11 protein-coding genes and 1 pseudogene are annotated in these 13,694 nt (G+C 64.2%); 11 read left to right on the top strand and 1 reads right to left on the bottom strand.

Annotated elements, in window-relative coordinates:
- Nucleotides 1–84: 84 nt before the first annotated feature.
- The 9 genes from putP (at nt 85) to ACNFCI_RS00850 (ending at nt 10,861) form a co-directional block, all read left to right on the top strand.
- A complete protein-coding gene (putP, locus tag ACNFCI_RS00890; protein WP_084854089.1) occupies nt 85–1,563 on the top strand; it encodes a sodium/proline symporter PutP in 1,479 nt (492 codons plus the stop codon).
- A gap of 178 nt (nt 1,564–1,741) precedes the next feature.
- Nucleotides 1,742–2,578 carry a 23S rRNA (adenine(2030)-N(6))-methyltransferase RlmJ gene (locus tag ACNFCI_RS00885; protein ID WP_368829469.1) on the top strand — a complete coding sequence of 279 codons (837 nt, stop codon included), beginning with the start codon at nt 1,742–1,744 and terminating at the stop codon, nt 2,576–2,578.
- 137 nt (nt 2,579–2,715) lie between these two features.
- Entirely contained in the window at nt 2,716–4,473 is a 1,758-nt protein-coding gene (locus ACNFCI_RS00880) for a carbamoyltransferase (protein WP_084854092.1), read from the top strand.
- Nucleotides 4,457–5,587 (top strand): glycosyltransferase, encoded by a 1,131-nt coding sequence (locus ACNFCI_RS00875; protein WP_368829468.1) that lies wholly within the window; start codon nt 4,457–4,459, stop codon nt 5,585–5,587. The genes ACNFCI_RS00880 and ACNFCI_RS00875 overlap by 17 nt, the downstream gene beginning before the upstream one ends.
- Nucleotides 5,587–6,483: an antimicrobial resistance protein Mig-14 gene (locus tag ACNFCI_RS00870; RefSeq protein ID WP_368829467.1), complete on the top strand. Its 897-nt coding sequence runs from the start codon at nt 5,587–5,589 to the stop codon at nt 6,481–6,483. The genes ACNFCI_RS00875 and ACNFCI_RS00870 overlap by 1 nt, the downstream gene beginning before the upstream one ends.
- On the top strand, nt 6,480–7,895 hold the full coding sequence (locus ACNFCI_RS00865) for a PIG-L deacetylase family protein (RefSeq protein ID WP_368829466.1): 1,416 nt from the start codon (nt 6,480–6,482) through the stop codon (nt 7,893–7,895). Before ACNFCI_RS00870 ends, ACNFCI_RS00865 begins: the two co-directional genes overlap by 4 nt.
- 29 nt (nt 7,896–7,924) lie before the next feature.
- Nucleotides 7,925–8,881 (top strand): glycosyltransferase family protein, encoded by a 957-nt coding sequence (locus tag ACNFCI_RS00860; RefSeq protein WP_084854099.1) that lies wholly within the window; start codon nt 7,925–7,927, stop codon nt 8,879–8,881.
- A 64-nt stretch (nt 8,882–8,945) separates the two neighbouring features.
- Nucleotides 8,946–9,719: a glycosyltransferase family 2 protein gene (locus ACNFCI_RS00855; protein WP_368829465.1), complete on the top strand. Its 774-nt coding sequence runs from the start codon at nt 8,946–8,948 to the stop codon at nt 9,717–9,719.
- Between the two features lie 47 nt (nt 9,720–9,766).
- On the top strand, nt 9,767–10,861 hold the full coding sequence (locus tag ACNFCI_RS00850) for a glycosyltransferase (protein WP_084854102.1): 1,095 nt from the start codon (nt 9,767–9,769) through the stop codon (nt 10,859–10,861).
- On the opposite strand, the gene ACNFCI_RS00845 is transcribed toward ACNFCI_RS00850, so the two are convergent.
- A complete protein-coding gene (locus ACNFCI_RS00845) occupies nt 10,858–11,463 on the bottom strand; it encodes a toluene tolerance protein (protein ID WP_084854104.1) in 606 nt (201 codons plus the stop codon). The two genes, ACNFCI_RS00850 and ACNFCI_RS00845, sit on opposite strands and share 4 nt — an antisense overlap.
- 97 nt (nt 11,464–11,560) lie before the next feature.
- Between ACNFCI_RS00845 and ACNFCI_RS00840 the strand changes: the two are divergent.
- A pseudogene (locus tag ACNFCI_RS00840) lies at nt 11,561–11,806 on the top strand (polymerase); the annotation flags it as partial.
- 15 nt (nt 11,807–11,821) lie between these two features.
- Nucleotides 11,822–13,630 (top strand): lipid A export permease/ATP-binding protein MsbA, encoded by a 1,809-nt coding sequence (msbA, locus tag ACNFCI_RS00835; protein ID WP_368829463.1) that lies wholly within the window; start codon nt 11,822–11,824, stop codon nt 13,628–13,630.
- Nucleotides 13,631–13,694 lie beyond the last annotated feature (64 nt).

Raw genomic sequence — 13,694 nt, 5'->3', positions numbered from 1 at the left:
GCGTTGTTGCATAGGATTCGTCGCCTAGGTGCAACCGCCGTCCGGGCGGTCGCTAAACATAAAAACAAATGCCAGGGCACAACCATGGGCAATCCATTGACGATCACTTTCGTGATCTATATCGCAGTAATGGTGCTGATCGGCTTCGCCGCCTATCGCTCCACCAAGAACCTCTCCGACTACATTCTCGGCGGCCGTAGCCTCGGCAGCGTGGTGACCGCGCTTTCCGCCGGTGCCTCCGACATGAGCGGCTGGTTGTTGATGGGCCTGCCTGGGGCCATCTATTTCGCGGGTCTGTCCGAGGCCTGGATCGCCATCGGCCTGACTGTCGGCGCCTATCTCAACTGGCTGTTCGTCGCTGGCCGCCTGCGTGTGCAGACCGAACACAACGGCGACGCGTTGACCCTGCCGGACTACTTCTCCAGCCGCTTCGAAGACCAGTCGGGCCTGCTGCGGATCATCTCGGCCATCGTCATCCTGGTGTTCTTCACCATCTATTGCGCCTCCGGCATCGTCGCCGGCGCCCGCCTGTTCGAAAGCACCTTTGGCATGTCGTACGAGACCGCCCTGTGGGCCGGTGCCGCAGCGACCATCGCCTATACCTTCATCGGTGGCTTCCTGGCCGTGAGCTGGACCGACACCGTGCAGGCTTCGCTGATGATCTTCGCGCTGATCCTCACACCGGTCATCGTGCTGATCTCTACTGGCGGCTTCGATGCGACGTTCCAGGCCATCGAGCTGCAAGATCCGACGAACTTCGACATGTTCAAGGGCGCGACCTTCATCGGCATCGTCTCGCTGATGGGCTGGGGCCTGGGCTACTTCGGCCAGCCGCACATCCTGGCGCGCTTCATGGCCGCTGACTCGGTTAAATCCATCGCCAAGGCTCGCCGTATCTCCATGACCTGGATGATCCTGTGCCTGGCCGGTACCTGTGCCGTAGGCTTCTTCGGCATTGCCTACTTCTCGGCGCACCCCGAGGTAGCAGGCCCTGTCACCGAGAACCACGAGCGTGTGTTCATCGAGCTGGCCAAGATCCTGTTCAACCCCTGGATCGCCGGTGTGCTGCTGTCGGCCATCCTGGCTGCGGTGATGAGCACCTTGAGCTGCCAGCTGTTGGTGTGTTCCAGCGCCCTGACCGAAGACTTCTACAAGGCCTTCCTGCGCAAGGGCGCTTCCCAGCGTGAGCTGGTCTGGGTCGGTCGTCTGATGGTCCTGGCCGTGGCGCTGATCGCCATCGCCATGGCCGCCAACCCGGAAAACCGCGTGCTGGGCCTGGTGGCCTATGCCTGGGCCGGCTTCGGTGCCGCCTTCGGACCGGTGGTGCTGATCTCGGTACTGTGGAAGGGCATGACCCGCAACGGCGCCCTGGCCGGTATCGTGGTCGGTGCGCTGACCGTGATCCTGTGGAAGAACTACGTTGGCCTGGGCCTGTACGAGATCATCCCGGGCTTCCTGTTCGCCAGCATCGCCATCGTCGTGGTGAGCAAGCTGGGCCGTCCGTCGACCAGCATGGTCTCGCGCTTCGAGAAGGCTGACGCGGCGTATCACGCTGACAAGTAATACCTGTCGAATAGGAGTCGGCCCCATCGCCGGCAAGCCGGCTCCCACAGCAAGCACTGGCCTGAAGGTTCCAGGGTTTCTGTGGGGGCCGGCTTGCCGGCGATGAGGCCAACTCTGACATCCAGGCCTGACGCCACCTGCATGACAAGGTAAACTTGCCATCCCCGCAGGAGTCGCCATGAACTATCGTCACGCCTTCCACGCCGGCAACCACGCCGACGTCCTCAAGCACATCGTGCTGACCCGCCTCATCGCCTTGATGTCGCGCAAGGAACAGCCCTTCGCCTATATCGACACCCACGCCGGCCTTGGCCTGTATGACCTGCAGGGTGACCAGGCGACCCGTACCGGTGAATACCTCGAAGGCGTCGCCCGCCTGTGGAACCGCGATGACCTGCCGGCCGTTACCGCCGATTACCTGCGCATCATCAAGCGCATGAACCCCGACGGCGAGCTGCGCTACTACCCGGGCTCCCCGGAGCTGGCGCGGCGCCTGATGCGCCAGCAGGATCGCGCGCTGCTCAACGAGAAGCACCCCGAGGACGGCCCGCTGCTCAAGGACAACATGAAGAAGGATCCGCGAGTGATCGTGCACCTGGGCGAGGGTTGGCATGTTCCCCGGGCCTTGCTGCCAGTACAGGAAAAGCGCGCCGTGATGTTGATCGACCCGCCCTTCGAGCAGGCCGATGAGCTCAAACGCTGCACCGTGGCGATGAAAGAAGCGATCGGCCGCATGCGCCAGACCGTCGCGGCGATCTGGTACCCGATCAAGGACCAGCGTTCACTGACCCGCTTCTACCAGGACCTGACCAGCACTGGTGCCCCCAAGCTGCTGCGCGTCGAGCTGTACGTGCACCATCAGGACAGCCCGCAGGGGCTGAACGGTTCGGGCCTGGCCATCGCCAACCCGCCGTGGGGGTTGGAGGATGAACTCAAGGAACTGCTGCCCTGGCTGGCCAAGGAGCTGGCACAGACCGCCGGCAGCTTCCGCCTGGACTGGCTGATCGCCGAATAATCTTGATTCCTGTGCCGGCGATGAGGCCGGTACAGGTTGCCGCGTTGCGCATATGTTTGCGTTATAATCCCGCCCTTTAGCCGCCGTCCGCCCATGAGGCCGTCGGCGCATCTCTACCGAATGAAGAGGCTAGACCCTTGGCATTGACGATTCTTGGCCTGTCCGGCGCCCTTAGCCATGACCCTTCCGCGGCCCTGTACATCGACGGCAAACTGGTTGCCGCCGCCGAAGAAGAGCGCTTCGTGCGTGACAAGCATGCGAAGAACCGCATGCCCTACGAGTCGGCGAAGTTCTGCCTGGAGCAGGCCGGTATCAAACCGTCCGACGTCGACGTGGTGGCCATTCCCTTCGCCCCCATCAGCCTGTTCGGCAAGGCACGCTGGCACTATGCCAAGCGCTACTGGTACGCCCCGGACCGCGCTCTCGACGCGATCCTGATGGGCAACCGTCGCTACAAGCGCTACCGCAAGAAGATCGTCTGGTGCCTGGAGCAGCTGGGCTTCGACCCGAAGAAGATCAAGATCGAGCCGGTCGAACACCACTTGGCCCACGCCTCGAGCGCCTACCACTGCTCGGGCTTCAAGGAAAAGACCGCGATCCTCGGCATCGACGGCAAGGGTGAGTACGCCACCACCTTCTTCGGCTACGGCGAGAACGGCAAGATCCACAAGATCAAGGAGTTCTACGACCCGGACTCCCTGGGCGGCCTGTATGGCGCGATCACCGAGTTCCTCGGCTTCGAAATGCTCGACGGCGAGTTCAAGGTCATGGGCATGGCCCCGTACGGCGATGCCAGCAAGTATGACTTCTCCCGCCTGGCCAGCTTCGAGAACGGCGAGCTGGTGATCAACACCGAATACGCCAATGTCATCGGTCTGCGTCGCTATAAAGAGAAGGGCAAGGGCTTCTACTTCTCGCCCAAGCTGATCGAGTGGCTGGGGCCCAAGCGTGAAGGCGACATCGCCGATGAGCCGTACATCCACTACGCGGCGAGCATGCAGGCGCTGTTCGAGAAGCTCGCCCTGCAGATGATCGACCATTACCTGGGCGATATCCTCAAGCAGACCGGCAAGCTGGCCTTCGCCGGCGGCTGCGCGCTGAACGTCAAGCTCAACCAGAAGATCATCGCCCGCCCGGACGTCAAGGAGCTGTTCGTGCAGCCGGCGTCCGGTGACGCCGGTACCGCGGTCGGCGCCGCGGCCTATGTTTCCCACGCCCGTGGGGTGCCGGTCGAGAAGATGGAGCACGTCTATCTCGGCCCTGCGTACTCCAACGAAGACGTGATCGCCGCCTGCGCCCGCCACCCGAACGCGCCCAAGTGGCGCAAGCTCGACGACATGCCTCAGCGCATCGCCAGGATCATGGTCGATGGCAACCCGGTGGCCTGGTTCCAGGGCCGTATGGAGTTCGGCCCGCGCGCCTTGGGCGGTCGCTCCATCATCGGTTGCCCGAGCGTGCCGGGCGTGGCTGACCGGATCAACGAGCAGATCAAGTTCCGTGAGCGCTGGAGACCCTTCTGCCCGTCGATGCTCGACACCGTCGCTCCGCAGATGATCAAGGTCGACCACCCGGCGCCGTTCATGACCTTCACCTTCGAGGTGGCCGAGGAATGGAAGACCCGCGTGCCTGAAGTGGTCCACGAGGACGGCACTTCCCGCGCCCAGGTGCTCAAGCGCGAGTACAACCCGCGCTACTACGACATGATGAAGGCCCTCGAAGACCTGACCGGCAACGGCGTGTCGCTGAACACCTCGCTCAATCGCCGTGGCGAACCCATGATCTGCTCGCCGACCGATGCCCTGAACATGTTCTTCGGCTCGGACCTGCAGTACCTGATCATGGAAGACATCCTGGTGGTCAAGGATGGCGCAGCGCCTTATGACCAACCGCTCTGAACGGCGCGTCCTGCAGTTCTGCCATGGCTATGACGGGCCGTTCCTGGATTGCGCCCGTCAATATGCCAGCCTGTTCCAGGGCCGCGGCTACCAGGTCACCACGGTCTTCCTGACCGGCAAGGCCGACCCCGAGGTCGCGGCTGGCTGCGCTTCGGACGAGGTGCTGTTCCTGGAGTTCAGCTCCAAGGCCGTGCGCGGCCTGAAGCTCGGGGCCATCGCGGCCCTGCGCAAGGTCGCAGCCGCGCGCGATTTCAGCTTCTGCATCGCCCACCGCTTCAAGCCGATCTACGTGGCGCTGCTGGGCACCGGCCTGCCGGTGATCGGCGTGCACCATGCGTTCGGCGACTACCAGCGCAGTGGCCGACGCTTGTTCGCCAACCTGTTTCGCAAGCGCCTGAGCCTGTTGGGCGTCTCGGACGCGGTGCGCGACGACATGCGCCGCTGCCTGGTGCAGTGGCCGGCCGAGCGTATCCAGACCTTGTACAACCGCATCGACGTACAGGCGCTGCAGGCCAGCCTGTTGCCCCGCGAAGAAGCGCGTAGGGCCCTGGGGCTCGACCCGCAAGCCTGGATCGTCGGCAATGTCGGGCGCCTGCACCCGGACAAGGACCAGGCCACCCTGCTGCGTGGTTTCGCCGAGGCACTGCCGGGCCTGCCCGCCGGTGCCCGCCTGGCGATCCTGGGCAAGGGCCGTCTGGAAGAGGCGCTCAAGGCCCAGGCCATGGCGCTGGGCATTGCCGGGCAGGTCGACTTCCTCGGCCAGGTACCCGATGCCCGTCGCTATTTCCAGGCCTTCGACGTGTTCGCCCTGAGCTCGGACCACGAGCCGTTCGGCATGGTCCTGCTGGAGGCCATGGTCGCGGGCGTGCCCTTGCTCGCCACTGCCTGTGGCGGTGCCCAGGAAGTGGTCGAAGGCGTGGGCGTGCTGTTCCCGTTGGGTGATGCCGGCCAATTGGCCCAGGGCCTCAAGCATATGGCGGGGCTGGACGCATCGCAGCGCCAGGCATGCGCCGAACATATGCTGCAACGGCTGCACCAGCGCTTCTCCGACCAGGCCGTGCGCGATGCCTTCTGGGCGTTGCCCCAGGTACGCGCATTGGTAGCGGAGGCGTGATGCTCAATCATATCCGGGCCTTTCGCGAGCGCGGTTGGGCGCCTGTCGATGCAGCCACCTATGCCGCTGCCTGGCAACGTTTCGGCGGCAGCGTCGCGACCCATCCGTTGGTGATCGAGCAATTGGCCGACCTGGCGCAGATTCCGGTGCGTTATCTGGGCTGGGAGGTTGATGGCGAAGTCAAGGCGGCCATTCCTACCTGGGGCCGGCATCTGGCACTGTCCAAGGACGTGCTCAAGCGTCACGGCAAGAAAGGCCTGTTCGACCTCGGCAATGCCGAGATCATCCTGCCGGCCGCCGGTGATGCCGGGGCGCCGCTGCGCCATGCCGCGCGTTACCTGTCGGAGCTGAACCAGGGTAGATTCACGGGGCTCAAGACGCAGGCCGAGCAACTGGCCATGGCGCGTGCCCACGAAGACCTGTCCAAGAAGTTTCGCTACAACCAGCGCCGCGAGTTGCGCCTGCTGGAAGAGGCGGGCGGTGTGGTGCGGCCGATCAGTGAGTTCTCCGCCAGCGAAATCGCAACCATGTACTGCGACCTGTTCCAGCGCCGCTGGGGCTTCCCGGCCACCGGCGCGGCACGCATGGCCGATGTGCTGGAGCGCCTGCGCGAGCTGTTGATCGGCTCGGTGCTGCTGCTCGACGGGGCCCCTATCGCCATCCAGCTGGTGTACCGGGTCGAGGCGCCGGAGTGGGTCAGCGTCGAGTACGTCAACGGCGGCGTGGACCCCGAGACAAAGGCCTTCAGCCCTGGCAGCGTGTTGAGCTTCCTCAATACCCAGGCCGCCTGGGAAGATGCCCGGGCGCGCAACAAGCCGCTGCGGTTCTCCTTCGGTCGTGCCGATCGTGAATACAAGGACCGTTGGTGCAACCCCGTGCCGGTGTTCCAGTCGTGAGCCGCAAGCAGCAGTTGCTCAAGCGCCACCGGCGCAATAAGCGCGTGGGCCTGCTGGCAGGCCTGATCGCGTTGGCTGCACTGGGGGTCGTCACCTGGTGGTGGTTGCCGCTGGTGCTGTTGCCGCTGCTGTGGGTGGCGCACGAGGCTTGGTTCGCCGACCACCTGTTCTATTCGCCCGCCGAGGACTACGCCTACCGTTTCGGTGACCAGGCTCGCCAGGTTGCCGCCAGCCTTCGCGAGGGCGTGCTGCAGGCCGACGCGGCCTTGGCCGGGGATGAAACGCTGATTCTCGAAGTGCGGCTGAAAAGCAGCTGGCTGGGGCGCTGGCTCGACCCGCGCGTGGAGCTGCAGGGCGAAGCGGAGCAGGACCGTCAGGCCTTCGAGCGTGGCGTGGATGGTGTGCGCTTTCTCAACCTCACCGGCTTCGCTGCGCCGCTGATGGCCGGGGCGTTGCGCCTGAGTGGCCGGTATTGTCGATTGGTGGGTACGCCGCGGCTGTGGATAACCCCACCGGTCGAGCTCGATCGGCGCCGGGTCATGGTCATCGCCCCCCATGCCGACGACGCCGAGCTGGCTGCCTATGGCCTCTACAGCCAGGCCGATGAAGCCTGGGTCGTCACCCTGACCGCCGGCGAGATCGAGGCCGAGCATTATCAGCAGATGGGCCTGCCCAAGGCCGAGGCGGCGCGCCTCAAGGGCCGTCTGCGCGCCTGGGACAGTATTACCGTGCCACGTTGGGCCGGGGTGCCCGAGGCACATTGTGTCCAGCTGGGCTATTTCTGCCTGCAACTGCCTGCGATGCAGGCGACGCCAGACCAACCGGTAGGTTCGCGCGAGGCTGAGCTGGCCGATACTCGCCCATTCCGTCGCCTGAATGCCTTCACCTTGCCGGGCGATGCCGATGGCGCCCCTACCTGGAACAACTTGCTGGCTGATCTGCGCACCTTGCTGCAGCAGGCCCGGCCGCAGGTGCTGGTGATGCCGCACCCGCAACTCGACCCGCACCCGGACCACATCTGTGCCCAGGCCGCGGTGCACGAAGCCTTGCAGGGCCTGGACTGGCAGCCTGAGACACAGCTGTACTACGCGAACCATTTGCACGACAACGACCGCTGGCCCATGGGCGACAGCGGCGATGGCGTGGCCTTGCCTCCACAGTTGAGCGCTGAACAGGCCTGGGTGCCCTATTGCCGGGTCCTGGACCTTGCCACCCAGCGCGACAAAGCCATGGCGTTGGGCATGATGCATGACTTGCAGCCGCCTGCGCCGTTCAAGCGCCGCTTGCGCCGGGTGCTGCAGCACTGGCTGGCCGGGCGCAAGCCTTCGGTGTATGGCGAAAACGAATTCTTCCGCAAGGCGGTCCGCCGCCACGAACTGTTCTGGCATCGCCCGTGCGAGCGTGACGAATGATTGATGGCGCACAGAGCCCAAGGAAAGCAATGAAAGTCCTATTTCTGGTGCAGAAGGAGCAGCGGGCGATCCTGGACCGCCTGTACGATGGCGTCGCCGCCCATTGCGACTGCGACCTGCGCTGGCTGACCAGCGAGGACCAGCGCAACCTGCGCCGCTACTTCAAGCGTGAAGTCGATGTCACCCGCTATGACCGGATCGTGTTCTTTCTGCGTTTCAAGCAGGAGATCCGCCAGGTCGGTTTCATTCGCACCGTGCCCAACCTGGTGATCCTCGAGCACGATGCCTACCAGAACTACATCCCCTGCAAGTACACTGGCAAGTTCAGTGCGCATTACCGCCACCTGCCGTGGGCGCGGGTGATCAGTTCCGGCTACATGGTCAGTGAACGCTTGCGCCAGGAAGGTTTCGACGCGGTGTTCGTGCCCAAAGGCTATGACGAACAGCTGCTCACCGACCAGGGGCGCGAGCGTGATATCGAGCTGGCCTTCGTCGGCAGCACCGGCAGCGTGGCCTACAGCGGCCGAAAGGCCTTGCTCGATGAGCTCGGCCAGGTGGAAAACCTGGTGGTCACTCGTACCAAGTCGGGCGAGGACTACTGCAACACGCTCAACCGCATCCGTTTCTTCGTCAGCGCCGATGTGGGCATGGGCGAATACATGATCAAGAACTTCGAGGCCATGGCCTGCGGCTGCGTGCTGCTGGCCTACGACCAGGGTGAGTCGGAAAACCGCGCCCTGGGCCTTGAGGACATGCACAACGTGGTGCTGTACGACAGCGTCCCGACGCTACAGGAAAAACTGCGCACGCTGCGGCAGGACCCAGCGTTGGCTGCGCGCATCGCTGCCAACGGTCGGGAGCTGGCGGTTTCGCGCTTCAGCTTCGCCCAGGTTGGCCGTAGCATCGTCGAACACATGGAACCCCCGCTGCGGCCGCAGCCACCGCTGAGTGCCTGGCAGCGACTGCGCCTGAGGCTGGGGTTCTGAGCAATGGCGCTCCTGTCGCAGGGAATGCGTGAGTCGTTGACAGTCCAAAGGTGGAGGGAGCCCCGTGCGCTTCTCTGAGAAAAGTGATATCACCGTGGTCGTGACCAGTTGCGGGCGTTTCGACCTGCTCAAGGAAACGCTCGAGAGTTTCGACCGATACAACACCGCGCCGATCCGCGAAGTCTTCATCACCGAAGACTCCGGGGACGATGCGGTCCACGATGCAGTACCTGTGCACTGGAAGCCTCACTGCACGGTATTCGTCAATCGGCCCAAGCTGGGCCAACTGCCCTCCATCGACTTGGCCTACAGCCAGGTGAAGACGCCGTACATCTTCCATTGCGAGGACGACTGGCGCTTCTACCGCCAGGGGTTCGTCGAGGACTCCCGTGCAATCCTGGAGGTCAGCCCGAACCTGTTGCAGGTCTGGCTGCGCAGCCATGCCCACGACCTGGCGGTCCATAGCCCGTATATCCATTTGGGCGAGCGCCAAGTGATCGCAGGCGTGCCGTGCTACCCGCTGTTATCCGACAAGGCCGAGTGGCAAGCCTTCTCGCTCAACCCAGGCCTGCGCCGCCTGAGCGACTACCAACGTTGTGCGCCGTTTGCCGCCTATTCTGGTGAGAAGGCGTTGTCGCGCCGGTACGCCGAGCTGAACCTGGGCGCGGTCACCCTGGAAGGGGACGCGGTGCTGCACACGGGCTTCGGCAACCACGTGACCTTGCCCGAGGAAGTCCAGCGCAAGGCCAGGCGACGCAAGCGGGACCGCCAGAAACTGATGCTGACGCTGTTGGTGGGGCTGGTGGTCGGCACGGGGATCGGTTTCCTTGTCGGTTGAAGCGGCGTGCCTGATGGCCCATTCATTTTCCGGAGGGGCGTAACCCGATGAACATCGTCAATGTGATGTGGTCGGGCGGTGCGCAATATACGTCCATCCACACGGTTCACCGACAGGTGCTGGGGCATGCCCCGGCCGATGTGCGCGTGAGCAATTGGCTGCTGCTCGGTGAGCAGGGGTGTGGCGGGCTGGGTGAAACCCACCTCTGGAACCTGCCGCAACGGGCACTCAAGGGCCGCCTGCCGGAGCGCCTAATGGTGCCCTGGTTGCGCCTGCGCCTGCGCGCGGCCTTACGCCAGGCGCAGCCTGACGTGCTGCTGCTCGATGGCCTGGGTGTCGCGCGCTTGATGCTGCCGCTGCTGCGCCAGTTGCCCGGTGTTCGCGCGGCGGTTCTGTTCCATGGCTCCACCCGGCTGCGCGGCAGTGACGTAAGCCTGTTGCGCAGTGTGCCTCGTGAACGCCTGTCCATCGCTGCGGTGTCCGGTACACTGGCCCGCTCGCTCGAGCAGGACCTCGGCCTGCCGGTGCGCACCCTGCGCATCGCCATGGACCCGGCCGTGTTCTGCGGCCAGCTGCTTGCACGCAATGCCGCCCGGCAGACGCTTGGCCTCCCTGCCCAAGGCGAAGGCCGCGTGCTGTGCGCCGTGGGCCGGTTGGTGGAAAGCAAAGGCTTCGAAATGCTGATCGAGGCCTTCGCCAGGGCGCGCGAGCAGCAGCCCAACCTGCACTTGATGATCTTCGGCGATGGTGAGTTGCGCGATCGTCTCGCGGCGCGGATCGAGGCGCTGGGGCTCGACGGCTGCGTGCGGCTGTGCGGTTACCGGCCAGACCTTTCCCAACTGTACCGTGCCTTCGATGGCTTGCTGCTGCCTTCGCGCTCCGAGGGGCTGGGGCTGGTGTTGCAAGAGGCTGTGCTGGCAGATATTCCGGTGATCTGCAGCGATCTTGCGGTGTTTCGCGAGCAACTGGGTGAAGCCGACTGCTACCTGCCGGTCGCTGACGTCGAGGCCTGGAGCCAGGCCATCGCACGCTGCGCCAGCCTCGATACCCAGGCCACGGCGGCAGCCCAGCGGCGCTCCCTGGCGCCGGAGCAGAGCTGGCAAGCGTTCCTGGCCGGGGTCGCCAGCCTGTTGGGGCGCTAGTCTCGAAGCAGGGCGGCCTCCAAGGCCGCCAGCGGGAACTGGTTGGCGAGATTCTCGCGCTCGATATAGCGCGCCATGTGCTGCACATTCCGGCGCACCATCCGCGCCGGCAGCGGGGCGCGCAGGAAGCGCATGTCCGCGACGTCGATCAGGCCCAGGCGCTGGTCAGGCGTCATCACCACGTTGCCCAGGTGCAGCGAGCGAAAGTAGATACCCGAACGGTGCAATTGGCGGATCAGCTCGACCAGCTGCGGCAGCAGGACATCCCAGCTGAACCCCGGTTCGCGCGACAGTTGCAGCAGCGTCTGGCCCGGCAACGGTCGATAGAGCACGGCCGTACGGCCCGGTAGGTCGAGCTTGTGATGGCTGATCACTTCCAGCGTCGGGATCCCCATCTGCGCCAGGCGCGCAGCGTTATCGATGAAGCGCCGTGAGTAGGGGCGCAACAGCGCAGATGAAATCAGACGCTTGCGACGAAAAACCTTGAGGATATTTCCATCCCCGAGCAGGTAGACTTTGGCACCGTGGCTATCTGCCTCTAGAACCTTGGCGCCGAGTGTCAGCTGATCGAAGTCGACCTGGGAGAGCCGGGAGCATTGCATGGGTAGGGCCTTGTCGTCTGGCAAGCAAAAATGACCGGCCATAATGCCGAAAATAAAGCGTCAACACCATGATGACGGGTTTGGATTCTTTTGGGGGCTGTGGGTAGCGGTGTGGTTGTTCGCCCTAGGCGAGATCCTGCGCGCCCGTGGCATGCTGTTCGGCAAGGTGCTGCTCGGCTACTGGATCTTCTCCACGCTTGCCATGCAATTCGATGCCGCCAGCCTCACCGATACCCCGCGTGCCGAATGGTTCATCAGTTGGTTGCCGGTGGGCCTGGCCATGCTGCTGCCCTGGGTGCGTGCCGAAAACGATGCCTGTGGTAAAATGCCCGGTTCAACCTGAACAGCGAGCTCGATGATGGCCGAAACACCGCTACCGGCGGAGCACACCTCCAGCCTGAAGATCTATTTCCGGCTGCTGAGCTATGTCAAACCCTATATCGGCATCTTCCTGCTGAGCATCGTGGGTTTCGTGATCTTTGCCTCGACCCAGCCGATGCTGGCCGGGATCTTGAAATACTTCGTCGATGGGCTGAGCAATCCGCAAGCGGTGCTGTTCCCCAATGTCCCCTACCTGCGCGACCTGCAACTGCTGCAGGCCGTGCCGCTGCTGATCATCCTGATCGCGGCCTGGCAGGGGCTGGGGTCGTTCCTGGGCAACTACTACCTGGCCAAGGTCTCCCTGGGGTTGGTACATGACCTGCGGGTGCAATTGTTCAACAAGTTGCTGGTGCTGCCCAACCGCTACTTCGACAACCATAACTCCGGCCACCTGATCTCGCGCATCACCTTCAACGTGACCATGGTCACCGGTGCGGCGACCGATGCCATCAAGGTGGTGATCCGTGAAGGCCTGACCGTGGTCTTCCTGTTCGCCTACCTGTTGTGGATGAACTGGAAGCTGACCCTGGTGATGGTTGCCATCCTGCCGGTGATCGCGCTGATGGTGAGTACCGCCAGCAAGAAATTCCGTAAGCAGAGCAAGAAGATCCAGGTCGCGATGGGGGATGTCACCCATGTGGCGTCCGAGACCATCCAGGGCTACCGCGTGGTGCGCAGCTTCGGTGGCGAAGCCTACGAGGAGCGGCGCTTCCACGACGCTAGCCAGGGCAACACCGAGAAGCAGCTGCGCATGACCAAGACCGGCGCGCTGTACACGCCATTGCTGCAGTTGGTGATCTATAGCGCCATGGCATCGCTGATGTTCCTGGTGCTGTTCCTGCGTGGCGATGCCTCGGCGGGTGACCTGGTGGCCTATATCACGGCCGCAGGCCTGCTGCCCAAGCCGATCCGCCAGCTTTCGGAAGTCAGCTCGACCATTCAGAAGGGCCTGGCGGGCGCCGAGAGCATCTTCGAGCAACTGGACGAGCAGCCCGAAGTGGACACCGGCACCGTGGAAAAAGACCGTGTGGAAGGTCGCCTGGAGGTGCGCAACCTCAGCTTCAGCTACCCCGGTACCGACCGCCAGGTGCTCAGCGATATCAGCTTCACTGCCGAGCCTGGGCAGATGATCGCCCTGGTAGGGCGCTCCGGCAGCGGCAAGTCAACCCTGGCCTCGCTGATCCCGCGCTTCTACCACCACACCAACGGGCAGATCCTGCTCGACGGTGTGGAGATCGAGCAGTATCGCTTGCGCAACCTGCGCCGCCATGTGGCCCAGGTGACCCAGCACGTCACGCTGTTCAACGACACGGTGGCCAACAACATCGCCTACGGCGACCTGGCCGGTGCGCCGCGCGCGGACATCGAGGCCGCCGCCGCCGATGCCTATGCCAAGGAGTTCATCGACCAGTTGCCCAAGGGCTTCGACACCGAGGTCGGCGAAAACGGTGTGTTGCTCTCCGGCGGCCAGCGCCAGCGCCTGGCGATCGCCCGTGCCCTGCTGAAGAACGCACCGCTGCTGATCCTCGACGAGGCGACCTCGGCCCTGGATACCGAGTCCGAGCGCCACATCCAGGCTGCCCTGGACCATGTGATGCAGGGGCGTACCACCCTGGTGATCGCCCACCGACTGTCGACCATCGAGAAGGCCGACCTGATCCTGGTCATGGACCAGGGCCGGCTGGTCGAGCGCGGCACCCATGCCGAGCTGCTCCAGGCAAATGGCCATTATGCCCGCCTGCATGCCATGGGGCTGGACGCGCCGGAAAAGGCCGACATCACCTGATATCCCCTGGGTCGGGGCCGAGTCGGCCCCGATCATCATCGGTAACGTACAGATCGACACTGGC

The sequence above is a fragment of the Pseudomonas sp. NY15356 genome (assembly GCF_048068175.1).
Classification (GTDB): Bacteria; Pseudomonadota; Gammaproteobacteria; order Pseudomonadales; family Pseudomonadaceae; genus Aquipseudomonas; species Aquipseudomonas putida_K.
Note: the sequence above shows the minus strand (reverse complement) of the source record. Positions and strands in the feature narration are given on the sequence as shown.